Origin of the sequence: Rhizobium sp. Leaf453 (genome assembly GCF_001425605.1) — a bacterium.
Classification (GTDB): Bacteria; Pseudomonadota; Alphaproteobacteria; order Rhizobiales; family Rhizobiaceae; genus Pararhizobium.
Map to the genome: position 1 here is coordinate 107,306 of NZ_LMRG01000012.1, position 25,710 is coordinate 133,015.

General features: G+C 61.1%; 22 protein-coding genes. 4 read left to right on the forward strand and 18 right to left on the reverse strand.

Annotated elements, in window-relative coordinates; translation table 11 throughout:
• Nucleotides 1-225: 225 nt before the first annotated feature.
• Nucleotides 226-1,560, reverse strand: a complete 1,335-nt coding sequence (locus tag ASG68_RS14075) for an aspartate aminotransferase family protein (RefSeq protein ID WP_062583802.1) — start codon at nucleotides 1,558-1,560, stop codon at nucleotides 226-228.
• Nucleotides 1,561-1,702: 142 nt separating this feature from the next.
• On the opposite strand from ASG68_RS14075, the gene ASG68_RS14080 reads away from it, so the two are divergent.
• Nucleotides 1,703-2,251 (forward strand): cupin domain-containing protein, encoded by a 549-nt coding sequence (locus tag ASG68_RS14080; protein WP_062583803.1) that lies wholly within the window; start codon nucleotides 1,703-1,705, stop codon nucleotides 2,249-2,251.
• Nucleotides 2,252-2,309: 58 nt separating this feature from the next.
• On the opposite strand, the gene ASG68_RS14085 is transcribed toward ASG68_RS14080, so the two are convergent.
• The 16 genes from ASG68_RS14085 to ASG68_RS14160 form a co-directional block, all read right to left on the reverse strand.
• On the reverse strand, nucleotides 2,310-4,118 hold the full coding sequence (locus ASG68_RS14085; RefSeq protein WP_082478434.1) for an ABC transporter ATP-binding protein/permease: 1,809 nt from the start codon (nucleotides 4,116-4,118) through the stop codon (nucleotides 2,310-2,312).
• Nucleotides 4,119-4,310: 192 nt separating this feature from the next.
• The gene (locus tag ASG68_RS14090) at nucleotides 4,311-5,039 is read right to left on the reverse strand and encodes an esterase family protein (RefSeq protein WP_062583804.1); all 729 of its coding nucleotides are present in this window, start codon (nucleotides 5,037-5,039) and stop codon (nucleotides 4,311-4,313) included.
• Nucleotides 5,036-6,001 (reverse strand): acetylxylan esterase, encoded by a 966-nt coding sequence (locus ASG68_RS14095; RefSeq protein WP_062583805.1) that lies wholly within the window; start codon nucleotides 5,999-6,001, stop codon nucleotides 5,036-5,038. Before ASG68_RS14095 ends, ASG68_RS14090 begins: the two co-directional genes overlap by 4 nt.
• Before the next feature lie 57 nt (nucleotides 6,002-6,058).
• Complete coding sequence (locus ASG68_RS14100; protein WP_062583806.1) at nucleotides 6,059-6,817, reverse strand: ABC transporter ATP-binding protein; 759 nt, start codon at nucleotides 6,815-6,817, stop codon at nucleotides 6,059-6,061.
• Nucleotides 6,814-7,755 (reverse strand): iron chelate uptake ABC transporter family permease subunit, encoded by a 942-nt coding sequence (locus ASG68_RS14105; RefSeq protein WP_062583807.1) that lies wholly within the window; start codon nucleotides 7,753-7,755, stop codon nucleotides 6,814-6,816. The genes ASG68_RS14100 and ASG68_RS14105 overlap by 4 nt, the downstream gene beginning before the upstream one ends.
• Complete coding sequence (locus ASG68_RS14110) at nucleotides 7,748-8,725, reverse strand: ABC transporter permease (protein WP_062583808.1); 978 nt, start codon at nucleotides 8,723-8,725, stop codon at nucleotides 7,748-7,750. The genes ASG68_RS14105 and ASG68_RS14110 overlap by 8 nt, the downstream gene beginning before the upstream one ends.
• Complete coding sequence (locus tag ASG68_RS14115) at nucleotides 8,722-9,627, reverse strand: siderophore ABC transporter substrate-binding protein (RefSeq protein WP_062583809.1); 906 nt, start codon at nucleotides 9,625-9,627, stop codon at nucleotides 8,722-8,724. The genes ASG68_RS14110 and ASG68_RS14115 overlap by 4 nt, the downstream gene beginning before the upstream one ends.
• An 11-nt stretch (nucleotides 9,628-9,638) precedes the next feature.
• Complete coding sequence (locus tag ASG68_RS14120) at nucleotides 9,639-10,484, reverse strand: sugar phosphate isomerase/epimerase family protein (RefSeq protein ID WP_062583810.1); 846 nt, start codon at nucleotides 10,482-10,484, stop codon at nucleotides 9,639-9,641.
• On the reverse strand, nucleotides 10,481-11,797 hold the full coding sequence (locus ASG68_RS14125; RefSeq protein ID WP_062583811.1) for a DUF6005 family protein: 1,317 nt from the start codon (nucleotides 11,795-11,797) through the stop codon (nucleotides 10,481-10,483). Before ASG68_RS14125 ends, ASG68_RS14120 begins: the two co-directional genes overlap by 4 nt.
• Nucleotides 11,794-13,074: an AMP-binding protein gene (locus tag ASG68_RS14130; RefSeq protein WP_062583812.1), complete on the reverse strand. Its 1,281-nt coding sequence runs from the start codon at nucleotides 13,072-13,074 to the stop codon at nucleotides 11,794-11,796. Before ASG68_RS14130 ends, ASG68_RS14125 begins: the two co-directional genes overlap by 4 nt.
• The gene (locus ASG68_RS14135; protein ID WP_062583813.1) at nucleotides 13,071-14,807 is read right to left on the reverse strand and encodes an IucA/IucC family protein; all 1,737 of its coding nucleotides are present in this window, start codon (nucleotides 14,805-14,807) and stop codon (nucleotides 13,071-13,073) included. The genes ASG68_RS14130 and ASG68_RS14135 overlap by 4 nt, the downstream gene beginning before the upstream one ends.
• A complete protein-coding gene (locus ASG68_RS14140; protein ID WP_062583814.1) occupies nucleotides 14,791-16,569 on the reverse strand; it encodes an IucA/IucC family protein in 1,779 nt (592 codons plus the stop codon). The genes ASG68_RS14135 and ASG68_RS14140 overlap by 17 nt, the downstream gene beginning before the upstream one ends.
• 97 nt (nucleotides 16,570-16,666) lie before the next feature.
• A complete protein-coding gene (locus ASG68_RS14145; RefSeq protein WP_062583815.1) occupies nucleotides 16,667-16,957 on the reverse strand; it encodes a DUF2218 domain-containing protein in 291 nt (96 codons plus the stop codon).
• Nucleotides 16,958-17,055: 98 nt separating this feature from the next.
• Entirely contained in the window at nucleotides 17,056-19,299 is a 2,244-nt protein-coding gene (locus tag ASG68_RS14150; protein WP_244484238.1) for a TonB-dependent receptor, read from the reverse strand.
• Between the two features lie 181 nt (nucleotides 19,300-19,480).
• Nucleotides 19,481-20,422, reverse strand: coding sequence for a FecR family protein (locus ASG68_RS14155; RefSeq protein ID WP_062583817.1), 942 nt, complete (start codon nucleotides 20,420-20,422; stop codon nucleotides 19,481-19,483).
• A gap of 155 nt (nucleotides 20,423-20,577) precedes the next feature.
• A complete protein-coding gene (locus ASG68_RS14160) occupies nucleotides 20,578-21,090 on the reverse strand; it encodes a sigma-70 family RNA polymerase sigma factor (protein WP_062584033.1) in 513 nt (170 codons plus the stop codon).
• Nucleotides 21,091-21,436: 346 nt separating this feature from the next.
• On the opposite strand from ASG68_RS14160, the gene ASG68_RS30680 reads away from it, so the two are divergent.
• Entirely contained in the window at nucleotides 21,437-21,583 is a 147-nt protein-coding gene (locus tag ASG68_RS30680; RefSeq protein WP_082478435.1) for a DUF1127 domain-containing protein, read from the forward strand.
• A gap of 106 nt (nucleotides 21,584-21,689) precedes the next feature.
• Here ASG68_RS30680 and rsgA read toward each other — a convergent pair whose 3' ends face one another.
• Nucleotides 21,690-22,757, reverse strand: a complete 1,068-nt coding sequence (rsgA, locus tag ASG68_RS14165; protein ID WP_082478436.1) for a ribosome small subunit-dependent GTPase A — start codon at nucleotides 22,755-22,757, stop codon at nucleotides 21,690-21,692.
• A gap of 234 nt (nucleotides 22,758-22,991) precedes the next feature.
• Here rsgA and ASG68_RS14170 point away from each other — a divergent pair, with 234 nt between their 5' ends.
• Together ASG68_RS14170 and ASG68_RS14175 are read left to right on the forward strand one after the other, a co-directional pair.
• Nucleotides 22,992-23,468: a GNAT family N-acetyltransferase gene (locus tag ASG68_RS14170; protein ID WP_062583818.1), complete on the forward strand. Its 477-nt coding sequence runs from the start codon at nucleotides 22,992-22,994 to the stop codon at nucleotides 23,466-23,468.
• Nucleotides 23,469-23,487: 19 nt separating this feature from the next.
• Nucleotides 23,488-25,512 (forward strand): beta-N-acetylhexosaminidase, encoded by a 2,025-nt coding sequence (locus ASG68_RS14175; RefSeq protein WP_062584035.1) that lies wholly within the window; start codon nucleotides 23,488-23,490, stop codon nucleotides 25,510-25,512.
• Nucleotides 25,513-25,710: the final 198 nt, after the last annotated feature.

Here is a 25,710-nt window from a genome sequence, read left to right on the forward strand (position 1 = left end):
GCACAAGGACCACGCCTGTCACGATATGCGCCATCTAATCGGTTCAACAGGCTCTTTCGAGCCGCTTCCGTTAACGAATACGCGCAAGCCGCCTCGCTGCGGAGGCGGTGACGGCGCAGGCTCGACGGGGAATTCCCAAAGAGGACATCGCGCAATTGCTGCCCTTGATGGCATGCGGACGCGGAACAGGCCCGGAAGGTTCGCTTCCGGGCCTGCCGAGGGGGTTCAGGCGGCGCGCTTCAGAGCGTCGCCAAGGATGGAAACGAGCTTGCCAATCTCGTCCTTTTCGATGATCAGCGGTGGCGAGAGGGCAATGATGTCGCCGGTGACGCGGATCAGCAGGCCCTTCTTGAGGCAGTCGACGAAGACGTCGTAGGCGCGCGTTCCCGGTGCGCCATCGCGCGGTGTCAGTTCGACCGCGCCGACCAGGCCGAGATTGCGGATATCCGCGACGTGTGGCAGGCCCTTCAGCGAATGAAGCGCGTCCTGCCAGGTTTCCGCGAGGCCGGCAGCCCGGGTCAGCAGGCCTTCTTCCTCGTAGATTTCCATGGTCGCGAGACCCGCCGCGCAGGCGACCGGGTGGCCGGAATAGGTATAGCCGTGGAACAGTTCGATCTGGTTGTCCGGGCCGGTCATCAGGCCGTCATGCACCTTGCGGCTGGCAAAGACCGCGCCCATCGGCACGGCGCCATTCGTCAGGCCCTTGGCGGTGGTAATGATATCGGGAATAACGCCGAAATAGTCGGTCGCAAACGGCGTGCCGAGCCGTCCAAAACCGGTGATGACTTCGTCGAAAATCAAGAGGATGCCGTATTTGTCGGCAATGGCGCGCAGGCGCTCCAGATAGCCCTTCGGCGGCAGGATGACGCCGGCGGATCCGGACATCGGCTCGACGATGACGGCTGCGATCGTCTCGGCGCCGTGCAGCGCCACCAGACGTTCCAAATCTTCCGCGAGTTCGACGCCATGATCGGGCAGTCCCTTGGAAAAGGCGTTGCGGTCGAGATCGAGCGTATGGCGCAGGTGATCGGCCGGGATCTGCGGGAAAATACGACGGTTGTTGACCAGACCGCCGACGGAAATGCCGCCGAAGCCAACGCCGTGATAGCCCTTCTCACGGCCGATAAGGCGCGTGCGGGTGCCTTGTCCGATTGCGCGCTGGTAGGCGATGGCGATCTTCAGGGCCGTATCGACGGATTCGGAGCCCGAACCGGTGAAGAAGACGCGGTCGAGCTGCGCAGCAGGACCGCCGGGAGAATGCTCGGCGAGCTTGGCGGCGAATTCGAAGGCGATCGGATGACCCATCTGGAAGGTTGGGGCGAAGTCCAGCGTGCGCAACTGGCGCTCGACGGCTTCCGTGATGCGCTGGCGGCCGTGGCCGACGTTGACGCACCAGAGGCCGGCCGTACCATCGAGGATCCGATTACCGTCCACATCGGTGTAATACATGCCCTCGGCGCTCGCCAGCATGCGTGGGGCGGCCTTGAACTGCCGATTGGCGGTAAATGGCATCCAGAAATTCTCGAGGGACGGGCTGTTGCGCTTGCTGATGTGATCCATGGCTCTCTCCTTGGGATTGCCGCCAATGTGTGCAATTTTCAATGTTGAACAAGTCCTTTTCTATGATTCAGTAAGCCATTGAAATAAATGGAACCGTGTGACACGGTTTGCTGTATTTCAAACAACCGAAACAGGATTGGTCATGTCCGTCGATATCGGCAGCCGCTTGCGTCATCTGCGGTCGCTGCACAATCTGTCCCAGCGGGAGTTGGCGAAGCGCACGGGCGTCACCAATTCGACAATCTCGCTGATCGAATCCAATTCATCCAATCCATCCGTCGGGGCGCTCAAGCGTATCCTGGACGGTATCCCCATCGGTCTGGCGGAATTCTTTGCCTTCGAACCGGAGAAGCCGCGCAAGGCATTCTATGCGGCCGAGGAACTGGTCGAGATCGGCAAGGGACCGATTTCTTACAGGCAGATCGGCGACAACCTGTTTGGTCGCAGTCTGCAAATCCTCAAGGAATGTTATCAGCCGGGCTCTGATACCGGGAAAGTTCCGCTCGTTCACGAGGGGGAGGAGGGTGGTATCGTTTTGTCCGGGCGGCTGGAGGTGACCGTGGATGAGGACCGCCGCATTCTCGGCCCGGGCGATGCCTACTATTTCGAGAGCCGGCGACCGCACCGGTTCCGTTGTGTCGGGCCTGTGCCTTGCGAGGTCATCAGCGCCTGCACGCCGCCAACGTTCTGAATGCAAAAGGCCAGACGATACCGTTATCGTCTGGCCTTCTATTGACGATTAGCAGGGATCAATCCGCCGGTTGTGGAGCGGATGTGCGCAGGCTCTTCGGCCGCAGCAGCCGCAGCGCCTTGCCGGTCGGGTTGCCTTCAAGTTGCAGCACGCGGGTAAAGAAGCGGGTTCCCGGTTCCTGCCGGCCGATGTTGACGATCGCTGCAGTGCCGACTTCCTTCTCCAGAAAGTTCAGCACACGCTTGTAGGAATCGCTCTCCAGCGTATCCAGCGCCTCGTCGATGATGACCCAGCGCGGCTTATGCAGGCCGAGCCTTGCGATGGCGAGAAGACGCAGTTCGACTTCGTTGAGCTTCAGCTTTGTCTTCATGTCCTGGTCCAGCTGTCCCTGCAGACGGGCGAGGCCCACGCGCGACAGGACCTTCACCAGATCGACCTTCGCGAAACTGCCAGGATTTTGCGGATAGGACAGCACCTCTTCCAGCGTGCCGGGCGGGAAGTAGGGAGAGCGCGGAATGAACGCCATCTGGGCGTCCTTGGGCAGCGCGATCTTTCCGTGCCCCCAAGGCCACAGGCCGGCAATGGAGCGGAAGAATGGCGCTTTTTCCACGCCTGTTGCACTGGTGACAAGCACACGGTCGCCCGGTGCGATTTCGACATGCGGCTCGGCCAGCTTGATGCATCCGGCCGGCAGCGCGATTTCCAGCCCGTCGATGGTCATGCGCTGGCTATCGCTCCGGGTGAAGTCGATCCGCTTGCCGCTTTCGTGGCTCTCATCGGTCATCAGCATGGCCGAGCGGAAGGCGGCAACACGCAGCAGAGTCGCCCGCCAGTCAGCGAGCGTGTCGATATTGTCGACGAACCAGCGAAGCGAGGTGTTCACCTGATTGAAGGCCCCGACGGCCATCATCAGACCACCGAAGCTGAGGCTTCCGGAGAAGTAGACCGGCGCTGCAATGATGATCGGTGCGACGACGGTGATCCAGCCGTAACCGGACGTGACCCAGGTGAGGCGGGTGAGTGCCAGCATCAGCCTGTTGCTGATTTCCATGACCGACGACAGATCGCGCTGCAGGCGGCGCTTCTCGTTCGGCTCGTCGGCGGAAAGCGAGATTGCCTCGATATGTTCATTGACCCGCATCAGCGAGAACCGCAGCGCGGCCTCGCGCGAATAGTGTTCACCATTGATCTTGACCAGCGGGCGTCCGACGAACCAGCTGAGGCAGGCGGCCGTACCGGCATAGAGGATCGCAGCCCAGACCATATAGCCGGGGATGTTGATGTCGTGCTCGCCGATATGGAACACGAAGCCTTCCGACAGCGACCAGAGAACGCCGATGAAGCTGGCGAGGAGAATGCCGGACTGGAACAGGCCGAAGCAGATGCCGGACGTCAGGTCCGCCAGATGGCGCGCATCCTCATGCATGCGCTGGTCGGGGTTGATGCCGATGGAGCCGGCATTGGCGAGGCGGAAGGCGCGGGCCGGCCGCATCCATTCGGTAATCAGGTCGAGCGTCAGGCCCTCGCGCAATTTGATCCGGATCCACTGGTTCAGCCAGGTCTGGACGACGTTGAGAACGAGAAGACCGCCGGCAATCTGGGCGAAGATCAGCAACTGATGCAGAAAGGCGGAAAAGTCCCTGCGCTCCAGCGTGTCGTAAAACGGTTTGTACCAGCGATTGAGAAGAACCTGACCGAAGGCGGTCACCAGGATGACCGAGACGATGCCGAGGGCAAGCCAGATGATGACGTTGCGGACGGGCGAAGCCATGAAGGCGTTCTGCATCATCTTCAACTGATGGCGAAAGGGCTGCTCATCGTCCGGCTGTATCCGGTCGGGTTTCTTCATGTCTTTCTGCTGCGGCATCGGTAAAGAATCTCCACCACTTGCTTTGATCGCTCGCGCGTCCAAAATGCTCCCTGAGCCAAGGTAACAACGGGGGATGGGGCGAAACTGTCTAAAAACCGCGTTTATCTCCTACGCGGCGACGTTTTCCACACAACATGGGTGAAAACCCAAATCATAAAGTGATGTCACCACTGAAACGATGGCGGATCGTCAGATATAGAGCGGCGCCATTTTCCGCCAGGCGCCTGCCCGGTGGGCGCGTCCATCCCAGACATGCAGCTGATGCCCGACATTCTTGTCCAGAAGAAGACGGCTGAGATAGCGGTTGTTGTCGAGGAAAGGATCGGCATCACCGATCGTCAGGACGATATCGAGGCGGCGCAATCTTTCCAGCCGCCATTCGCACACCAGGTTGGGCAGGAAATGGCTTGGCGTATGGAAATAGACGTCGTCGTCGTAATAGCCGTCGAGCAGGTCTCCGAACGACTCAACCTTCATCGTCAGGTCGTAGCGGCCGGAGAAGGCGACGAGCTTGCTGAACAGATGGGGGTGGCGGAAGACGAGGCTGGCGGCCTGAAAGGCGCCGAGGCTGCAGCCTTGCACGACGATACTGTCGTGCGGATTCATCTGCGCCATCAGCGGCAGGACTTCCTGGAGAATATAGTCCTCGAAGGCGGCATGGCGGCGCATGCGCTCGGCCGGATGGCGGTGGAAGCCGTAGAAGGTTTCTGCGGCGAGGCCCTCGATGCAGTAGAGTTGCAGGTGACCCGCGTCCAGTTTGTCGGCTAGGCTGTCAACGATGCCGAGCTCTTCATATTCCCAAAAACGGCCGTCCCGGGTCGGAAACATCAGGACCTTGGCGCCGGCATGGCCAAACACCAAGAGCTCCATGTCTCTATGAAGACGCTGACTGTACCAGCGAAGATATTCGCGTTTCATGGGACCTTGAAGAGCCGCCTGACCTTTTCGCGCAGGATGGCATCCTGTGCTGGACCTTCAGGATAGTCGAAATGCCCGGCATCAAGGATGAAGATTTCATTAAATTTTGATGGCGGCAGAGCATTCGCCACGGAGAACTGGCAGGGCGGGGCGACGGCCGGATCGAACAGGGCTGCGGCAACAAGCATCGGCACCTGAATGCGCTCGGCAGCGTTGGCCGCATCGAACAACCGGAGGGTTTCCAGCACGCTGCCATGGGTCTTCTGATAGGCTTGAACAGACTCCGCGCTACCGACCGTCGGCAGGCTAAGCCAGAGCGGCCGGTTTCCGAATGAGGGCACGACAAGATGCCCGCGATCAATGCGCCGGTCGTAAGGGATCGCCATGGCGCCGATCCCGCCGCCGAAGCTGCTGCCGCTATAGCCAATGTGGCCGTCTATCCACGGATAAAGCGTAGTGAGTGCCGATACCGCGAGCCATACGTCCTCGACACATCCGCCGATGATGTAGTTGCCGGGGTTCTCGATGCCGTAAACCACATGACCGGGCGGATCCGGGGAAATCGGCGGGCGGGCGCTGAGCGATAAGCCGCGAAAACACGGAAAGAGCACGGCGGTTTCTTCCACCGGTATCTCGAAATCCGGCTGGTCGCGGCCGCCATAACCATGGCCGACGACAAGGCCACGGCGCACCTGGCCTTTGCGGGGTAACAGCAGCCAGCCACGGATCTGGAAAGCGCCGGTCGAGGTATAGGTGATGTCGAGCACATGCCAGCCGGGATGGCTTGCCTTGCTTTGGCGCAGCACTGGTTGCGGATCGACGGCCAGCGCCTGCTGGTACCGCTTTTGCCAGAACGTGTCGAAATCTGCGGGGGCCTCGGGCGCTCTGATCTCTCGCAACTGATCAAGCTGCAAGCCATAGGTTGGGTCGAATGTGAAAGGATGGACTGTCGGAACGCTCATTGGATGGTTGTCCCGTGAAAATCCGGGCAATGCAAGGCGGCGCCGGACATGCGTCCGTCAAAGGTGGTGGAGCACGAAGGGTTTTCCACCCATCTGCTCGATCTGCATACGGTAGCCGAAGATCGCTTCAAGATTGTCTTGCGTCAGCACGGCGTCTGGCGTTCCATCGGCGATGACCCGTCCATCGCGCATCGCAACGATCCGGTCGGCATAGGCGGCGGCCTGGTTGATGTCGTGCAGGACGATGATGGCAGTGCGCTGGCGTTCATCGGCAATGCTCCTCAGCGAGCGCATCAATTGCCGGGCATGGAACATGTCGAGATTGTTGAGCGGCTCATCCAGCAGCAGATAGTCCGTGCCCTGGCAGAAGGTCATGGCGACCATGGCCCGTTGCCTCTGGCCTCCCGACAGCGTGTCGATGAACCGTTCCGACAGGGCCTTCAGTTCGAACTGCTCCAGGGCTGCATCGACAAGGGCCAGATCCTCGACGCCAGGGTGACCCTGGTGATGCGGGAAGCGGCCGAAGCCCACGAGTTCGCGCACTGTCAGGCGGCTGGCCACGGCGCCGTCCTGGCGCAGAATGGCGAGGCGTTGCGCCAGTTGCCGGCTCGGCGTGCGATCGACCGGCAGGTCGTCGATGGTGATCCGGCCGGATTGCAGCGGTTGCAGCCGCGCCATCAGGGAGAACAGGGTGGATTTGCCGGCGCCGTTCGGGCCGACCAGCGCGATGATACCGCCCCTGTCGAGCGACAGCGTTATATCGCGCAGGATCGGCACGTCGCGATAGGACAGCGATACGTTTTCGATCCGGATCATTTACGGCTCCCGAGGATGAGCAAGGCGAGGAAAAGCAGGCCACCGGCAAATTCGATGACGACACCGAGCGTCGACGCGCCGCCCAGGCCGTGTTGCAGGATGGTCTGGCCGCCGACGAGCACGATGATGGCGATGAAGGACGCCGCCGGCAGCAGCAGCGCATGACGTTGCGTCTGCATCAGCCGCTCCGCCAGTGCCGCGACGAGCAGGCCGAAGAAGGCGACCGGTCCGACAAGTGCGGTGGAGACCGCCACCAGAACCGAGACGAGGAGCAGGAGGCCTGTCGCGGCCCGGATCCAGTGAACGCCGAGCCCGATCGCGGTTTCGCGGCCAAGTCCGATAATGTCGAGCACATGGCGCTTCTGCCAACAGAGCAGTGCCGCGCCGAGTGTGATGATCGTGCCGATGATCGTCAGGTCGGCGCGCAGCATGTTGAAATTGGCGAAACTCGCGGTCTGCACGATGGCGAAGTCATTGGGATCGATCACCCGTGACAGAAGCGCCGACAGGCTGCGAAAGAGCAGCCCCAGCGTCACGCCCATCAGCAGCATCAAGCTCATGTCCATCCGGCTCCGCAGCATCGGCCAGAGCAGCCCCATCGCGAGCGCGATCATGACGATAACCTCCGCGCCGAATTTCAGCCCGCCATTAAGGCTCGCATAGCCAAGGCCGCCGAGTGCAAAGACAAGGGCCGTCTGACCGAACAGGTAGAGCGCATCAAGCCCCATGATCGAAGGTGTCAGGATGCGGTTCGCGGTCACCGTCTGGAAGAGCACGGTCGAAAGAGCAATGGAGACGGAAACCTGGATCAGGGCCAGGAGCTTGAGCCCGCGCAGTTGCAAGACGAAGACCATGTTGCCGCGCAGCCCGATCGTCATGAAGGCGATGATCGAGGCACACGCGATTGCTGCGAGAATGATCAGGCGTCGGTCAGGCATGTTTTGTCCGCATGAACATCAGCCGCAGGAACAGGATGGCGCCGACGACGCCCATGACGGTTGCAACGGGTATCTCGTAGGGGAACCGCAGCAACCGGCCGAGCACATCGCAGCCGAGCACCAAGGTCGCCCCGCTCAAGGCAACCCAGGGAATGGTGACGCGCAGATTATCGCCCAGCGCACGCGAGACGAGATTGGGAACGACGAGCCCGACAAAGGGGATGATGCCGACGATCACCACCGTCAGCGCCGATATGACGGAGACGATCACGAGACCAAGCTGCAGCGTGCGCTGATAGTTCAGGCCGAGGCCGATGCTGACATCGCGGCCGAGCGAGAGCAATGTCAGCCGGTCGGCCACCCACCAGGCGAGAGCCGCCATCAGCGCAGTGATCCAGAGAAGTTCATAGCGCCCGCGCACGACGCCTGAAAACTCGCCATTGGTCCAGATATCGATGAGTTGCAGAAGCTCGGTCTGCCAGCCGACGAAGGTCACGACCGCGCCGATCACACCGCCATAGACCAGCCCGAACAGTGGCACGAGATAGGGTTGTGTCGGCGGCAGCCGATGCGCGGTCATCAGGAAAATGGACGTGCCGATGAGGGCAAGGGCGCTTGCAAACAGAGTCTTCACGGCAAGTGCGGCGCCGGGGAAGAGCAGGGTCATGATCAGGATGCCGAGTGCGGCACTCTGCGCCGTTCCGGAGGTGGAGGGTTCGACGAACCGGTTGCGCACCAGTGTCTGCATGATCAGGCCGGCAATCGAAAGGGCAGCACCGGTCAGGATCGCCGCCATCGTCCGCGGCAGCCGGCTGACGAGCAGCAGTTGCAGGGATGCCGGATCGTCGATGATCGCCCACAGGGAGAACTCCCCGGCGCCGATGAGAATGCTGAGAACCACAAGCACGACAAAGGCCGCGCAGGCGGCCAGTTTCGTTTTCGATTGTCTGTGAACGCGTATTTCGGTCATTGGGCCTTGGAATATGCGTCGGTAATGGCCGTGAATACACGGCTCATGGCCTGCACGCCACCGGTAGCGATATAGAAGTCACCGGCGGGCAGATAGATGACCTGACCCTTCTTCCATGCCGTCGTGCCGGCCACCAGTTCATTGTCCAGCGTTGCCTTGGCGTTCTGATCTTCCGACCCGATCGCGGCGGCGCGATCCAGCACCAGCAGCCAGTCGGGATTGGCCTTGGCGATGAATTCGAACGAGATGGCTTCACCATGGGTGGCGGCCTCGACATCGGGAACGGCCGGCGGCAGGTCGAGCGTCGCATGCACCCACCCGAAGCGCGATCCCGGACCATAGGCGGTCACCTTCGGGCCGTTGGTCATGATGATCAGCGCCTTGCCCTTGCCGGCAACGGCGGCCTTGGTTTTTTCCAAGTTCGCATCGAGCGTCTTGGCGGCTGCCTCGGCTTCGGCCTGCTTGCCGAAGAGAGCGCCGTAGCTCGCCAATCGGGTTTTCGCCTGTAGGTAAAGATCGTCGCCGTCCATCGTCATGTCGATCGTCGGCGCCACTTGCGACGTCGCTTCCACCTGCGGGGACGACCGGCCGCCGAGGATGATGAGGTCCGGCTGCAGTTCGCTCAAGGCCTCGAGATTGGGCTCGAAGATATCGCCGACCACGGCGGAGCCTTCCTTCAGGCGCGCCAGTTCCGGCAGGTAGAGATTGGACGGCAGGCCAGCCATCTTTACGCCAAGGCTGTCGAGCGTGTCGATCGCGGCGATGTCGAATACCGCAATCTTGGCCGGTGTGGCATCGATCTTGACCGGCCCCGTCGCGGTCTGAATGTCGGCAGCCTGGGCAGCGCCGGCGAATGACAATGCCAGCGTGATGGCGAGTGTTGCTATTGTCCTGTTGAACATTTTGTTCCCTCTTAGAAATTGACTGTCCGACGAACCGGTTCCCGCCCCTCGACCACCTGCCGGACCTGTCGCCGGTCGCGCCGGAGAATGTCGAGGCAATCGTTGCCGAACCATTCCAGCGAGGCATCGATTTGCGGATCGCCGGAAATCTCGGACAGAAAAGCGGTGTAATCGACGGTTCCTTCGAACAGCGGCGTCATACCGGTGCGGCGTCCGGCGGCGGCGTAGACATTGGCCGGTTCGAAGACGGAAAGATCGGAGCGGTTGAGAATATTCTTCAGGTGGTAATGACGAATGTGCGGCTTCATCTCGCGATGAACGGCAATCGGGTCGTCGCCACCTTCCCAGACATGCAGCGTGTCGAAATTGATGGCGAGGAAGGGGTGATCGACCTCGGCGATCAGGCGCATGGTCGAGCCGGCCGTGTCCGCCAGTGTCTGCGGATGGGTCTCTACCAGCAGGTGAATGCCGTAGCTTGCGGTGATCGTGCAGATGTCGTGCAGGCGCTCGACAATACGCTGCCTGTCTTCGGTTGAAGTAGCCAGGCTGCCGCGATTTCCGGCAAAGGTGCGGATTTTCCGCGCCCGCCAGCGGCGCGCCAGCCGGCACAGATCGACGGTCTTGCGCCGCAGGGTATCGGCATCGGCGTCGATCGGCAGATAGTCGCTGATCATCGGCACCGACAGGCCGTAATTGTCGAGCCATTCGGCATTTCGATCTGGCTGTTGCGCCAGATTGCGGGCATGCGCGCCCCAGAGTTCGATGCCCTGGAAATCGTTGGACTGTGCCCAAGCGGCGATTTCGCCGAGCGAAATCAGGTGATGACGGAAGGTGATGGTGCAGAGCGAGACTCTCATCGTGCGGCCCTCTTCAGCATGCGGATTTCGACACCGGCGGGAATATTCCGAGCGCACCAGAGATCGAAAATCTCGGACAACTTCGATTTCAGCTTCGTCTCCAGCCGGCCGGCTTCATCGAGACGCTCGAAAACTGCGCCTGCCAGGGTGGAATCGCCTGTCTGGGACAGTTTCATGCAGGCGTAGTGCAGTGTCTTCAGCGACTGGACGAGGGTTTCGATCTCCTCGCACCATGTCTCGAACTCCGCTGCCGGCAGCTTCAGCGCCCGCCAGAAGAAGGCGAAGCCATGCTCGTAGGCATATTTGCGGATGGTGATGACCGGCAGTTCCCGAACAGCTGCTGTGAGGTCGCATAGCCTGACCTCGTTCGTTCCCTCCAGATGTGCGGTGACAATCGCGCGAACCGAATCGACGAGCGGGTTCCTGTCCCTCACGAAGCAGGCTTCGAAAAAGGCTTGCAGATCCTGCGGGTAAGGCGCTCTCGCCTCGGCGCTGTCAAAGACGTAACCGCCGCCGACAGTCGGCTGCATGATGGCGTGGATGACCTTCTCGCGGGCGATCTCGCCTTCCCAGCGGTAATCGGGATCATGCACGAACCATGTCTGCGGATCAGCGGCTTCCTGTAGCATCAGATAGTGCGGAAAGGGGTTCTGGTTGAACTTGTTCTCCCGCTCCGGCAGGTGGAACATGTCGAGCATGACCATGACCGATCCGGTTTCGCCGCGGTTTTCGACGAGATCGAGCAGCGTTGCCAGATTTTCGATCTTGGTTTTTTCAGGGTCGTACCATTCGCGCACTGTCACGCCATAGAGGCGTTCGAACCAGCCGCGCAGGAATTCCTGACTGATGTCCGGTGCGTGGTAGAGAAGCTCGAAACGGTCGCTGACAGCGAATTTCGCATCCCAGACACCGAAGTAGAACGGCCGGTGGTCGAGGCCGCGCTTCTTCAGGCCGTCGCAGACGCAACTGACGAAGCAGTGGACCTTGATGTCGTAATAGGCTTCGCCATGCACGCCCTCATCGGTCGTGCCGCCTGTCATCGGAAAGGACGGAGTGACGATCGTGGCCGTCTTCGGCGCGTAAAGCGCCGCCAGATCGGCGACGGTTTCGATATCCTGCTTCGCAATGGCCTCTTCCGGAACCGAAAGCCCGTATTCCAGTTCGAGATTGAGGAAGATTTGCAGGATCAGCACGGAATCGAGATAGAGGTCTTCATTCAGGCGAGCCTCGAGGCCGAAGCCGTCCATATGGGCGTGCATCATCTGCTCGTCGAGAACGGTGCGGATCGCGGCAAGGATTTCGCTCTGGGTCATGATGCGGCTCCTGCGACCGGTGTTGCGAATTCGCCGGCGGCGTGGCGTGCGGCGACCTCGCGGCGGCTGATCTTGCCGTTGGCCTGACGCGGGATTTCACCGATCTGCAGGATTTCCATCGGCAACTGATGGCTGGCGAGATGGCGGCTGCACCATTCGCGCACGGCCTGCGGAGCGACTGTCTCGCTGGCACTGAACAGGAGCGCGACACGCTCGCCGGCAAACCGGTCGCTCTTGCGGAAGGCGACGGCGTCGGTGACAGCGGGCATGGCCATCACGGCATCCTCGACATCCTTCGGATAGACGTTGAGGCCGGAGACGTTGATCATGTCGTCCATGCGCGAGATGAACACCAGCATGCCGTCCTCGCGGATATAGCCGAGGTCGCGGGTGTGGATGGTGACGTCATCGGGATTCTTCACCACGATCTCGCCGGCATCATCGGCGCTTGTTCCCGTCTCCGGGCGTAGATGCGGCAGCACGAAGCCCATGTCTCCGGTCGCGGTCACGTTGGGATTGATGGCGATGCATCCCGATTCCGAGCAGCCATATTGCTGGAACATGTGCAGGCTGCGGGCGCGGATCAGCGAGAACCAGGCGTCCGGCAGCAATGTGCCCGACGTCATGGTCGCATGGATCTGCTCGCCCTCCGGCATCAGCCGGGCCAGCGTGTGCAGGATCGCCGGCGAGGAATAGAGCAGCGGCCGTTCGGTCTCGCGCAGCACCTTCAGCAGGTATTTCGGATTGCCGGTATTGACGATGACCGGAACCTGGCCGCGCTTCAGCGCGACGAGAATGCCGCAGATCAGACCGTAGGAATGCGTCGCCGGGCAAGCGACGATCGGGGTCATGTCGTCAGGCTGACGGAAGGTTCGCACATAGCTTTCGACTTCCGCGTCAATTTCGTCCCAGCTGCGCGCCACGCATTTCGGCGCGCCCGTCGTGCCGGAACTCATCTGCAGCAGTTGACCCTTCGATGAAGAGGCCGCCGGTGTATCGAGCACTTCCGCCGTCAACCTGTTGTAGAACAGCCGGTCGGATCCGGCGCCGATCGCTAGCTTGCGAGCCGCCGGATAGGGCGTGCCCGGATGGATCGGCAGCACACTGGCACCTGCCTGACGGATGGCGAAGAACAGCGCCAGCCAGTCGATGGTCTCGGCAAAGCAGACGGCGTATCGACCACCTTTGTGGATTGAGAGCCCCGCCTGTTCGGCAAGACGGGCCGAAGCCTCTTCGAAATGGGCGTGATCGTAAAGCCTGTCATCGATCCGGATCATGGCTTTCTCCTTCGTTGCAGCTGGTTCGCTGCGAGAGCATTGGGTACCGTGTGGTGGTACTCCGGCTTCTGTGCGAACAGCTTCCGCGTCATCAGGGATTCGGTGAGAATCTGCGGCTGGTCGTGGCCGAGGAGGGCCTGCCGCTCGAATGCGTCGTGCTCCTGCGCATAGCCGGTCAGCACGCTTTCGACCCGCTGCCAGAAGAGGGTTTCCGGCAGGTCGTAGCAATGGTCGAGAAGGTGAGAAATCTCGGTCAGATTGTAGACGAACAGCGTGTCCATCACCAGTTCGCGCAGGGCGTCGAGATTATCAGTCCAGTAATACTGGTCCGGCTTCGCTTCGGCATAGATCGGGTGCAGCGCCAGGAAATCCGGGGCCTTTTCCGGCTCGCGCAGGAAGACGGGGCAGAATTCCATGCTGTCGTGGAAATCGCGCAGGATCAGCCGCACCGGCCAGCCGTCGCGATGCACCAGCAGCATGTTCTGGCCATGTGCCTCGACGGCGATGCCGTGATGGACGAGCAGGTGCCAGACGGGCAGGACCGATATTTCGATCAGCCGGTTGATCCATGGCATCAGGCCGAAACGCGCGATCCAGCCATTGGCGAACGGCTTTCCGTCTGCCTCCATCATCATCAGCGCATTGAAGGGAATGACGGCTTCGCCCGGCAGCAGCGTGGCATCGGCATTGTCGCGCCAGATCGCGCCGATCTGTCCGGCAAGTGCCCCATCGGCATCGGCAATGATACCGGCATATTCCTGCAGGATGGTGAGCGGGTACCGCTCGCTGAAAAGCACGTCCCCGGCGACGATGTCGCCGATCCACCGCGAGATGGCAGGCGCGGAGCAGACCGAATGCGGCTCCAGATTTCGCAGCGACGAGGTGTTGACCATGTTCAGCGGCAGCTTGATGCTGGCTGCCAGCGGCCGGTCGATATTCATCAGCGAGCGCACCGATTGCGTCGCCGTATAGCGATCTCCGGCGGGGCCGAGGCAATGCGCTTCACCGGCGGCAATCCACCCGGCAAACAGCGTGTCCGCCAGATTGCGCCATTGCCAGGGATGCAGTGGCACGAGCCCGAACGTATCCCACGAAAGGTCGAGCTGTGCTCGCATGGCTTCAAGGTGAGCCCATGTGTCGCCGCCGAGTTCGGCGCTCCAGAAGGCGACTTCATCGTTGGGCAGGACGCCACGCAGATGCTTGCGCTCAACGAGCAGCCAGATCAGCTGAAAGGGTTTACCCGTCTCGGGACCATAGGCCGCATGATCGGCATCAGAGAAGCCGGTCCTGGCTTTGTAGCAAGGATGGTAAGGATGCCCCTCGTCTAGCGCACCCTCCAAGGCGGCAAGCGACAGGGAGCGGCGATCGCGAGGCGCAATATGGCGATCGTTCCATTCGGAAAATGCAATGGTCTGCTTCATCTCGCCGAGCAGCTTGCCGCGAGCAATGCCGGTGCCGGGCAGGGCGGACACGAACTGGGCGATGGAGACTTCGCCCCATGTCGCGTCATCGTTTTCAACTTCGACAGAGCCCGTCCCCACGCGGATGCGGCCGAACGGGCCGATCGAGCCTGTGCATCGGTAGGCACGTCTGCCCAGCGACCACTGGAACTCGGATACACCGTCCCGCACGCCTTGGCGCGCATCGATCACGCCTTCGTAGAGCAGGGCGGCAACAAGCTGGCGCAACACCCGTTCGCCGGGTTGCCCTTTGCGATCAAGAGGCAATGGCATGGCTTGTCCTTGGAACGGTCAGTACCGCCGGGATGCGCAACGGATTTGGCACGGGCCGGTAAAGCGTCGGCGCATGATCGGATTGCAGTTCATCGACATCGAACAGGCGTGTCGTCAGGTTGGCTTTCGAGGCGATGGTCGGCTGGTCGAGAATGTGGCGCGCGAAGTCGCGGCCGGCGCCGGTCATCGTCTGCGCGCACTCTTCCAGATGCGTGCGCATCATCCGCAGCAACTGGCCTTCGTCGCACAGCCCGTCGTGCCCCATGCGGCTGATGATCGAAAACACCTGGTTGACGATCAGGTAATAGGCGAAGCGATCGCGGATCTCGGTTTCCGGGAAATAGAGCGACGCGATGGTCTCGGTTTCCGGAACGTAACCGCGCAGCAGTCCGCGATAGCGCTCGGAAAGATAGAAGCCCTGATTGTCTCTGTAGTAGCTGACGGTAGCGTAGCCGGAGCCGATATCGAGCAGGCTGTTCTGCTGGTGCGCCTCCAGCGCCACGCCGTAATCGTCATAGAGGCGGACCAGCGGTTCGACGGCGCAGGTGAGATAGTGCTGGAACCAGACGAGCGCCGTGTCGGAGACCGCTTCCCCATCGCGGGCGGAAAGATTGCGAATGAGGCGTTCGAGCCGGGAGCGTTCGCCCGGCACCGGGTCCGCCGTCAGAGCGGCAACGGTCAGGATGCCTTTGCCCTTGTCGACGGTAAAGGGGTTGTCGCGCAGGATGACTTCGAAGCCGCTTTCGCTGCGGCCGGGGATATCCAGCGTGATATAGGCCGGATCCTGAATGATCCTGAAGTTTTCAGACCGCGCCGCGAAGCCGATCCGGTCGATCAGTTTTGCCATCGCAACGCCGGCTTCAAGCTCCTGCCGCCGGTTGAGACGGACGGAATTGGTGATGCGTACCGGCAGGGAGAATTTCAGCATCCAGTCTTCCTGCGGATGAAAGACGGTGCGCACGGAGGATGTCGCGGTGAAAGGCTGGCCGGCCGGTCCGAGATGGCGCAGGATTCCCTTGCGTTGCATCTCCCTGATCTCCGGATCCAGCAACAGCGCTTCGGCCTGCAGCGGATGCATTGGCAACAGGTATTCGTCTTGTTTCACACCTAGCGTTTTGCCGGAGTGTTTGATCAGCGAGCGAACGATGTCCGGCGCGGAGGTCATGCGGGACGATGCGTGACGGACACGGTCAGCCTTGGCCGCAAAGTAATGCAGCTTGAATTCGCCGCGCAGTTCCGGCGCATAGCTTTCCTGCTGCCAGAAGGCCATGCCCTGCCGGCTCTTCGGCGTTGGGTGAAGCCAGTGGCCGAACACGAGCGACTGCTCCGCCTCGATGAAATGATCGTCGGGGGCGGGCTGGGCCTTTTCGATAAAGAGCGCGGTCTGCTGGTAGCTTTCCAGAACCCGCATCAAGAGTTCGAGTTCGAAACCCCGCAAGGCGTCGGTGTGGCCGTCTTCGACCTGCCGATAGGACTCATGGACAAGACTGTGAAGCGCGGACATCAGCTCGAGCGGCCGCCAGATGGCATCGGATGCGCCCCTGCACCAGACGCGGCCGAAATGGTGCGGACCGCACAGGGAGGGGGAGGTTACTTCAGCGCGAAGGACGGTCTGCTGGCGCGGCAGTGACCATTCCATGCAGTCAACCGGACCTGACGGTGTCCGGTGCAGCACCAGCGTGCCGCCGTTCACTTCCCGCATGTAGCAGTTGGCGAAACTCTGAAAGGTCGCTGCTTCGGCGATTTGCCTGGACGATTGCATCGTGTCGTTCCTCAGCACGCGACCTCGAAGGCCGCGCAATGGCGTTGTCGTTCAACGCCTTGAATTTTCTTGACCGAACGGTTTTGATGGCTGGCCGTCAGCCGGGCGCCTGCCACTGGAGCGGGCCGGTATTTTCGCGGAAGGCGAAGCGCAGGAGGTGATCCTCGACCACGGATTTGGTGTCCGCCAGATTGGGTTCATCGGGCGAGCGCACGCGAATGTTCAGGCCGCCGGCATCGGCGTGCAGATATCCCGTTCCGCAGGAAAATCTGAGTTCGCCACGGTCGTCGTCCTGGGTGACGTCGACTTTGTGAGCGAAATGCTTGCAGAGCTGGGTCAGGTATTTCTGGCCGTTTTCCGTCGTGAAACGGGTTGTCGCTTCTTGCATCGTGAACTCCTGTCTTTCGACTTTGGGTCGTAAGGAACGGGGTTTTAACCCCGCTCCTTTGTCAGCATCCGGAACACCGGAAAGTTTCGATCAACGGATCAGAACGTCGCCTTGGCGGTCAGGATGAAGGCGCGGCCCTGCTCGTAGAGCGGGGTCACGGTTCCGAATTCCTGGCCATAGGTTGCGCGATCCGAATAGGTCTCGTCGAAGATGTTCTTGATGTCGGCCCGGAACGTCAGGTTCTGGTGGGTCGGCGGTTTGTATTCGACGAAGGCGTTGAAGACCTGATAGCCTTCGAACGGCGTGCTTCCGACGGCAACGTCATCGTAATCGAGCGCGATCTCGGCATCGGCGCCGACCGTGACACCGTAATCGGTGAACGTGTGGACAGCCTGCAGCGTGATGATCTCACCGGCCGGCGCCGCCAGATAGGTGCCGATATCGGAATCAGCCGGTGCTCCGTCGATTTCGACGTCGATATTGGCGTATTTCACCTTGAAATAGCCGTCACCCCAGTTGTAGCCGCCGCCGATTTCGAAGCCGCGGGAGCGAACGTCATGGGCTTCGATGCCACGCAACGCCGCATATCGCGGAGACCGGGCGTCGTCGATATCGGTCTGGAAGATGCTGCCTTCGATCGTGAAGTCGTTGTAGTTCGCCTCAAGACCGACATTGTAGTTGTCCGACGTCACCGGCTCCGGTCCGTCGCCATAAACCCAGTTGGGGTTCATGATGAAGTTTTCGGCAAGCGGAATACCGGCCCAGACGTGCGAATATCCGGCCTTGGCAGTCAGCAGGTCCTCGACGATGTCGTACTCGCCTGAAACATTGCTGCTGAAGCCTGAATTGTTCCATTCTTCGCCGGTGGTTCCGGTGAATTTCTGGGTATCGCCGCGTGCGCCGAAGGACAGCCGTGTTCGCTCCCAGGGTTCGAGCCGCGCCTGGGCATAGACGCCGAAATTGCGCGCTTTTTCCGTGGCGGGTTCGAAGGGGTCGTCCAGTTCCGCTTCATCGTTGTAGAAATCGACGCCGGCGATGACGTTGCCGATATCGAAGGAGAACTTGTTTTCGAACTTGCCGTTGAAGCTGTCGGTTATGCCGGTGTCGGTATAGGACGGAACGCCACCGCCCGAGGGCAGGTAGATCGGCACTTCCAGCTCGGTCTTGCTGTAGGCAAGCACAAGCTTCGGCTCCCACCAGCCTTCCGGCGTCGTGTCGGTGTAGGTGAAGACGGTGTTCTGGCGATCCATCTTGTAGTCGCGGACACGCGGTTCCCACGGCGGGCGGCCGTCGATAAAGCCAGTATTGGCGCGGAACGGCCGCGGGGCATCGTCGTGAACGCGCTCATGGCTGATTTCGAAGCGGTCGCCGCTGTCGGCTTCGAAGCCGAGCTTGCCGATGCCGCTCAAGAGATCGGTGCTGGTGCCTTCGACTGTGTCGCCATTGCCTGCCGAGAAGTCGTTGCCTTTGCCGAAATTGAAATATCCGAGGAAGTCGATGCCGTCCTGGACGCCGTAGCCGGAAATCCCGGTGGTGACCGTTTCGCTGTTGAAATTGTAGCTGGAGGTCACGAAACCGCCGAAACCGTTGCCATCGATCAGGTCGCGGGCATCCTTGGTTTCATAGGCGATGGCGCCGCCCAGCGCGCCGGGGCCGGCATCGGCCGGAGCCACGCCCGCATCGACGCCGACGGCCTTCAGGAGGCCCGGATCGATCAGGTTCGTACCGCTGTGGTGGAAAACCTTGTTGTTCTGGCGGCTACCGTCGATGGTGACGGCGAGGTTGGTTTCCTCGATGCCGTGAACATAAACTTTCTGGGACATCGGCAGGGAACTGCCGACGGAAATCCCCGGTTCGCCGGAGAAGACGTCGGCGATCGTTGCCGGGTTCTTCTGTTCGAGTTCTTCGGCTGAAATCTGGATTTCACCGGCGCCGAGCGTGCCGCCACCGCCAAAGACGGAAATCGGGTCGAGGGCGGTTGCGCCGGCAACCTCGACGGCGCCTCCGCCACTGCTTGCCGAAGCCGGAGAGCCGATGACGGCCGTGCCGCCCGAAATCTGGTAGGAAATGCCCGTGCCGGACAAGAGCTGCGCCAGTGCCTGCTGCGGATCGAGCGTGCCGTTGACCGCATTCGAGCGGACGCCGCGCGAGGTGTCGGCGGACAGCGTGACCTGCAGGCCGGACTGGCGGCCGAAGGCGTTGAGAGCACCGGCAAGTGACTGCGCGGGAATATTGAATGCCCGGCTGGTGCGCGTGGTTTTTTCCTGTGCGAAGGCTGGCTGCAGGGAGCCCAGTGCGAGAGAAGACAGTCCGACGATTGCCGTTGTGGCAAGCAGGCGCAATCCGATCCTACGGCTGCGGTTTGCCTGGTGACATGTATTTCCATTGCGGCATTTCGGCGAACTCATTGTACCCCCGTCTCGGTTTCCCGCGCAGTGCCCCGCATGCGCTTCCAACCAAAGACGACCGGCTCCGGATTTTTTTTCATCCAATCCGGATTTTTTCCTGATTATTTTTCTCAGCTTAAAATCGGCTGACAACGCGCCCGTATGGCGTCACCTCGCGAACGTTGCCACCAAAGGGTTTGACCAGCGCCGCAAGCGCCTGATCAGGGTCCTTCAGGTCATAGAGCCCGGTCACGCGTTGCCTGGCGAGAGAGGGATCCGGAATGCTGATCCAAGCAGAATGGTAGCGCTGCAGCCGTTCGACGGCGGCGGCGACGCTGACGTCGTTGACGAACATCTTGCCGCTTCTCCAGGCCGCGATGTCTTCCGGCGCGATCGTATCGCGGATCACGTCGCCGGTCCGGTGATCGACCGCCGCCATTTCGCCCGGTGCGAGTTCGAAGTTTTCCTTAAGCCCCGGCATGGAATAGGAAACGGCAACCGTTCCTCGCGCGAGTTCGACGGTTGTCGTGTCATCCGCCATCTGCACGTCGAATGCCGTGCCGAGCACGGCGACAGCCACGCCGCCGGCATCGACCGTGAACGGCCGTGACGCGTCGTGGGCGACATCGAAGAATGCCTCGCCGGTGAGAAGTGTGACCCGGCGGGCGGACGCGGTGATTTCAGTGGCGATCGCGCTATCGCCCGCCATTTCGATGATCGTACCGTCTTCCAGCTTCACCGTGCGGCTTTCAGCCGTTTCCGTGATATGGTCGGCCTGCCAGCGGATGAGAAGGGCGGGCGCGGCCAGCAGCACGAGGGCGCTCGCCGCCAGCGCCACGGCGGTCGCGGCCGCCCAGCGCTTCCATCGCCGCCGCGCAGGCAGGGCCGCGACTGTTGCGGACGGGGCAGGTCTCCACAGATGCTCCAAGGCAGGAGGGACTTCGCCGAGCAGCGTCCAGGTTTTCAGTGCCTGTTCCCAGGCGTGCGCGTGGACGGGCGAGCGTGCGAGCCAGTCCTCGAAACCGTGTTCGGTCTGGCGACAGTCCGGGCGCGCCTTGAGGTCGAGAAACCAGTCCATGGCCTCTTCCAGGATTGCCGGTGGTATGTGGTTGTCCTGTGTCAAAATTTCCGCGCCGCCCGCTTCGCACTTTCCGTGCAGATTTCTAGCCTAATCATCCCCTGTCCTACAAAGACGAACTGTGAACGATTTTTTTTCACACTCATTGCGGGTTTTTACGATGCGTTGGCGGTGAGCATCGTGGCGACCCGCATCATGGCCGTGCGGACGTGGCGATGGGCGGTCGCGACCGAGATATCCAGATGCGCCGCTATCTCTTCAAGTGTGTAGCCACCGAAACGATGCATCTCCAGAGCAACGCGCACCTCGACCGGCAGATCGTCGAGGATTTCAGATATTCGCCTGATCTCATCGGTCACCGCAACGAAATCCTCCGGTGTCGGCACTTCGTTCGGGATGGACCAGTAGGGCGGTTCGTTCTGCTGCTCGCGGTTTTCCAGCTTCTGGCGTTTGAGGAAGTCGAAGGAGAGGTTGCGAACGATCTTGTAGAGATAGGCCAGTGTCTGGGTGGAGGAACCGGCATTGGTATTGGCGGGTGCGAACCGAAGGAAGGCATCCTGAACGATATCCTCCGCCGTTTCCCGCGATCCGAGAATACGCGTGGCATAGGCAATGAGGGCCGAGCGGTTGGCGATGTAGACGTCATGGCGTGTTTCGACATCGATCATGCGGTCAATCCGATTTGCGGCGCAGCGGTGGTCTGCAGCGCTTCGATCCTCATTGCGGCATTCCATGCACGGGGTCAGGTGCATATAAGCCATACTTAAATCATGCGATTGGCGTGCGCTATAACATGCTAAAACAAAGTTGTCTGTGTTTCTCAAGTTTATTTTTGCATTGCTGAAATTTTTGCGCCGGGGGCCGCCATCACCACCCCTGCAAGGCATGCATGGGTGCGTTGCCGCTTTCGCGCTGTTCGAAAAATGGGGGTAGGCTTATATTCCAGCCATCAAATGACAACGGCGCCAAGCACTGGCAGCCGGTCAGAAGAGAGACCCAGGAAAGGGGATTATCATGAACGTAGCACGCTCTTTCAACAATTGGCGCAAGTACCGTCAGACGGTTTCCGAACTCGGCCGCATGACGACCCGCGAATTGCGCGACCTCGGCATCGACCGCGCCGACATCCAGAGCATCGCACGCGCTTCCGTCGCTCGCTAAGAGCGCCGAAAACATTCGGACTGAACTCCGTGGAAACGCCCGCTCCCCTGCAGCGGGCGTTTTTGCGTTTGCGTTCCATCGTGACACTGTCGCCACGCTTCGCCGCTTATTTTCCGAAACGCTTTTTCTGAAGGACCTTGTTGCCGCGCGGACCGGTGAATTGCGGCGTGTTGGTCCGGTTCTCATCCTGCAGCTTGCGCCAGCGATCCAGTCGTTCGGCCGGCAGTGTGCCGGCTTTTATGGCCGCCTGGACGGCGCAGCCCGGCTCGTGGGCATGCGTGCAATCGCGGAACTTGCAGGAGGGGGCAAGATCGGTGATCTCGGCAAACAGCGTATCGATGCCCTCGGCGGAATCGCTGACATGCAGGGTTCGCATGCCCGGCGTGTCGATCACCCAACCGCCGCCGGCGATGGGGTGCATCGAACGTGCGGTTGTCGTGTGCTTTCCCTTGGCGTCCCGTTCGCGGATGCCGCCCGTTTGCTGTTGCTCATCCTCCTCCAGACCGGCCAGCGTATTGACCAGCGTCGATTTGCCGACGCCGGAGGAACCGATCAGCGCCACCGTCTGGCCCATACCGCACCAGGGCGCGAGCACATTGGCGGCATCGGCCAGTTTGGCATTTAGCGCCACGACGGGAAGATCGCGCTGTAGGCCTTGCGCCTCCCGGATATAGATATTCACATCATCCGCCAAATCGGCCTTGGTCAGCACCATCACCGGATTTGTCCCGGCCTGGTTCGCCAAGGCGAGATAGCGCTCCAGCCGGGCCGGGTTGAAATCAGCGTTGCAGGAGGTGGCTATAAACAGCGTATCCACGTTCGCCGCGCCGAGCTGATGCGTCTTGCGGCCTTCGGTGCGGCGCTGCAGCAGGGTTTTTCGATCCAGCCGGCGGTGGAATGCCATGTTTTCCGGATCGGCCAGCACCCAGTCGCCGACGGCGAAATCGGCGGTATTGATCTGGATGTCGATCGCCAACCGTTCCGGGCCGATCTCCGACATGATGCTCAAACGGGTACGATGGACCTCCGCGATACGTCGCGGGAGAAGTTCGGATTCGTCCGGTTCGACTTGGGATGCGAAAAAATCGGACCAGCCTAGGGAGGCGAGAAACGCTTGTTCGGAAGGTGTCGTCACAGTTCCATCCGGAGATACGGTGTTGCGTTCATTGGACATCTCGTCTCGTAATTGATGGACTGCTCATAGCAGAATGGCCATCGGCACCCAAGCCTCTACGCGCGGGCAGCATGTTCAAAGCCGCAAAATCGGTGCCTGCAAACAGCTGTGTTTTTGAAAATTGGTATCATTGCCAAAAGCGGGCGGTTGGGTGAAGACTTGTCGCCGCCTGCTTCGGACAGGCAGCCTGCGCGGCGCGCTGTCAACGGAACCGGTTGGAAAGTACGGTTTGCAATGGATTACCTAGTCAATCTGTCGCTGGTGACTCCAGCCCCCGAGCTCGACGCGCGGATGAAGTCGGCGGATGTCACCGTACGGCGCGCGCTTGCGCCCGAACTGGAATTGGTGACCGGCTGGATCCGGGAAAAATTCGGTTCCGGCTGGGCCAGCGAAACCGCTATCGCCTTCGCGCGCCAGCCTCCGACCTGTTTTCTCGCGACGAGAGGCGGCAAGCTGATCGGTTTTGCCTGCCATGAATCGATCGCACGCGGATTTTTCGGCCCGACCGGCGTCGATGAGGCGGCACGGGGCGAGGGTATCGGCCACGCGCTGCTTCTGGCGAGCCTGCTGGACCTGAAGACGATGGGCTACGGCTACGCCATTATCGGCGATGTCGGCCCCTCGGCATTTTATGAACGAACGGTCGGTGCAACGCCGATCCCCAATTCCGCGCCCGGCGTCTATGCCGGATTGTTGACAAGCGCCGACTGAGATTCCCGGGAGCAGCATGATGACAAAGACGATGCGAGGCAATTTTCGCCTGGAGACTTTCTGGGTACCGGCTGCGACGGGTGAGGCGCCGGTTTATTCCATCGCGCTGACCAATGATGGCGATCAGCCGATCTCGGACTTCACCCTCTGCGTGTCCGGTCCCGCGCGCATCGATCCGGCCGCGAGCGTTGAGGGCGGACGATTGCTCGTGCGCCTGTCGAACCACGCGGAGTTCGCGCCGCCGCCGGGCTTCGTGCTTCAGTCGGGCGAAACCTGGACGATGAAGGCACACGGGATGAGCTATCATCCGAAACACTGGACCGATGGCGCCAATGCCGGCTACGTCGTGCTGGCTGACCGGAGCGCCGTTCCGGTCACGGTCGCGCCGACGCTTGCGAAGGGGGACAATGCGCCCCTGACCCGCGGCGCCGTCGTCTATCCGGTTCCGAAGGTCGCTCCGGTCACCGTGTCGATCGTGCCCTGGCCGGAAAAGGTTGCCGTTTCCGGCGTGATTGCCCCGCCGGCCGGGTTTGATCTTCGTTCCGAGGTTATCGAAGCCGATGCAGCGGCGCAGGCCTTCGCCAAGCTCGCGCAGGCGCTGTTCCCCGTCGAAGGTATCGTTCGCTCGGCTGCCGAAGGCGGGTTTCCGGTGTCGCTTGCTGTCCGTGATGGCTTTGCGCCGGAGTCTTATAAGATCGAGTTTTCAGCCACCGGCGTGACAATCGAGGCAGGCACGCGCACTGGCTTGCTCTATGGCCTGATCACACTCGGCCAGATCCTGCGCGCCGCACGACAATATCCTGAGACATTCACCTTTCCGGCGGCTGGCGAGATCGTTGATGCGCCAGCACTTGGTTGGCGTGGCGTTCATCTCGACGTTGCCCGTCAATTCTACGGCACGGCCGAAGTTGCGCAATTCCTGCGCATTCTCGCCTGGAACAAGCTCAATCGCTTCCACTGGCACCTGTCGGACGACGAAGCCTGGCGCGTGGAGATCGATGCCTATCCCGCCCTGACCGAGATCGGCGCCTGGCGTGGCCACGGCCTGAAGATCCCACCGCTCCTGGGGTCTGGGCCGCAGATGACTGGCGGTTATTACAGCAAGGCGGCCATCCGCGAAATCGTCGCACTGGCCTCAAGCCTCGGCATTGCGGTCGTGCCTGAGATCGATGTCCCCGGCCATTGTTATGCAATGCTGCAGGCAATCCCCGAACTGCGCGATCCCGACGAGGCGGGCAGTTACTATTCGGTCCAGGGATTTCCGGACAATTGCCTCAATCCCGTGCGTGAAGAAACCTATCAGGTGCTTGAAACGATCTTCGACGAACTGATCGAACTGTTCCCGTCGAAGATCATTCACATCGGTGCCGACGAAGTTCCCCTCGGCGCCTGGTCCGGTTCACCCATGGCGCTGGCGCGTCTCAATGAGGTTGGTGGCAAGGCGATGGCTGATGCGCATGCCGCGCGTCTGAACGTCGTCACCAATACGCACGGTGCCGACGAGATCGACGGATCGGGCGCAGCCGTCCTGCAGGCGGAGTTCCTTGCACGCATCCAGGCGTTTCTCGCTTCACGCGGCTGCGTTACCGGCGGCTGGCAGGAGGCGGCGCACGGTAATGTCATCGACAAGACCAAGTCGACGCTGTTCGGCTGGCGCACGGTCGAGGCGTCCGCCGCCTTGGCTGGCGAGGGCTATGACATGGTCGTCTGCCCCGGTCAGGTCTATTATCTCGACATGGCCAATAGCCAGGCCTGGTCGGAGCCGGGCGCCAGCTGGGCCGGTTGGTCGGATCCAGAGAAGCTCTACACGTTCAATCCCGTGGAAGGCTGGAGCGATGCGCAGAAAAGGCATCTGCTCGGGGTCCAGTGCTGTATCTGGTCGGAGCCGATGACTGATCGCGGCGTTTTTGATCGGCTGGTTTTTCCCCGTCTGTCGGCTCTGGCGGAAACTGGATGGACGCTGCCGAAGCGCAAGTCTTTCGCCCGATTCGCGGCCTTGGCCGGTCTGATGCCCATTCTTTATGGCATCTATGAAAAGCCATGAACTGCCCTGACCTTGAATTTCCCGATGTCGCGGAAAGATATGCGGCGCAAACGGATTAGGTGACTGAAAACATGACGAAAACGGGAAACAATTAAAAATTGTATTTTTTCCGCAAGATTTTTTAGAGGCAGCTGATGAAATCAACCTTCGGCCGCCCTTTCCAGTGGGCGGGCATCTGCGCCAGAATTGGGCGTTTGT

Excerpts from the sequence above, each read along its gene's own strand:
- ASG68_RS14075 (WP_062583802.1), bottom strand. The coding sequence starts at position 1,560 with ATGGATCACATCAGCAAGCGCAACAGCCCGTCCCTCGAGAATTTCTGG.
- ASG68_RS14080 (WP_062583803.1), top strand. The coding sequence starts at position 1,703 with ATGTCCGTCGATATCGGCAGCCGCTTGCGTCATCTGCGGTCGCTGCAC.
- ASG68_RS14085 (WP_082478434.1), bottom strand. The coding sequence starts at position 4,118 with ATGCCGCAGCAGAAAGACATGAAGAAACCCGACCGGATACAGCCGGAC.
- ASG68_RS14090 (WP_062583804.1), bottom strand. The coding sequence starts at position 5,039 with ATGAAACGCGAATATCTTCGCTGGTACAGTCAGCGTCTTCATAGAGAC.
- ASG68_RS14095 (WP_062583805.1), bottom strand. The coding sequence starts at position 6,001 with ATGAGCGTTCCGACAGTCCATCCTTTCACATTCGACCCAACCTATGGC.
- ASG68_RS14100 (WP_062583806.1), bottom strand. The coding sequence starts at position 6,817 with ATGATCCGGATCGAAAACGTATCGCTGTCCTATCGCGACGTGCCGATC.
- ASG68_RS14105 (WP_062583807.1), bottom strand. The coding sequence starts at position 7,755 with ATGCCTGACCGACGCCTGATCATTCTCGCAGCAATCGCGTGTGCCTCG.
- ASG68_RS14110 (WP_062583808.1), bottom strand. The coding sequence starts at position 8,725 with ATGACCGAAATACGCGTTCACAGACAATCGAAAACGAAACTGGCCGCC.
- ASG68_RS14115 (WP_062583809.1), bottom strand. The coding sequence starts at position 9,627 with ATGTTCAACAGGACAATAGCAACACTCGCCATCACGCTGGCATTGTCA.
- ASG68_RS14120 (WP_062583810.1), bottom strand. The coding sequence starts at position 10,484 with ATGAGAGTCTCGCTCTGCACCATCACCTTCCGTCATCACCTGATTTCG.
- ASG68_RS14125 (WP_062583811.1), bottom strand. The coding sequence starts at position 11,797 with ATGACCCAGAGCGAAATCCTTGCCGCGATCCGCACCGTTCTCGACGAG.
- ASG68_RS14130 (WP_062583812.1), bottom strand. The coding sequence starts at position 13,074 with ATGATCCGGATCGATGACAGGCTTTACGATCACGCCCATTTCGAAGAG.
- ASG68_RS14135 (WP_062583813.1), bottom strand. The coding sequence starts at position 14,807 with ATGCCATTGCCTCTTGATCGCAAAGGGCAACCCGGCGAACGGGTGTTG.
- ASG68_RS14140 (WP_062583814.1), bottom strand. The coding sequence starts at position 16,569 with ATGCAATCGTCCAGGCAAATCGCCGAAGCAGCGACCTTTCAGAGTTTC.
- ASG68_RS14145 (WP_062583815.1), bottom strand. The coding sequence starts at position 16,957 with ATGCAAGAAGCGACAACCCGTTTCACGACGGAAAACGGCCAGAAATAC.
- ASG68_RS14155 (WP_062583817.1), bottom strand. The coding sequence starts at position 20,422 with ATGGACTGGTTTCTCGACCTCAAGGCGCGCCCGGACTGTCGCCAGACC.
- ASG68_RS14160 (WP_062584033.1), bottom strand. The coding sequence starts at position 21,090 with ATGATCGATGTCGAAACACGCCATGACGTCTACATCGCCAACCGCTCG.
- ASG68_RS30680 (WP_082478435.1), top strand. The coding sequence starts at position 21,437 with ATGAACGTAGCACGCTCTTTCAACAATTGGCGCAAGTACCGTCAGACG.
- rsgA (WP_082478436.1), bottom strand. The coding sequence starts at position 22,757 with ATGTCCAATGAACGCAACACCGTATCTCCGGATGGAACTGTGACGACA.
- ASG68_RS14170 (WP_062583818.1), top strand. The coding sequence starts at position 22,992 with ATGGATTACCTAGTCAATCTGTCGCTGGTGACTCCAGCCCCCGAGCTC.
- ASG68_RS14175 (WP_062584035.1), top strand. The coding sequence starts at position 23,488 with ATGACAAAGACGATGCGAGGCAATTTTCGCCTGGAGACTTTCTGGGTA.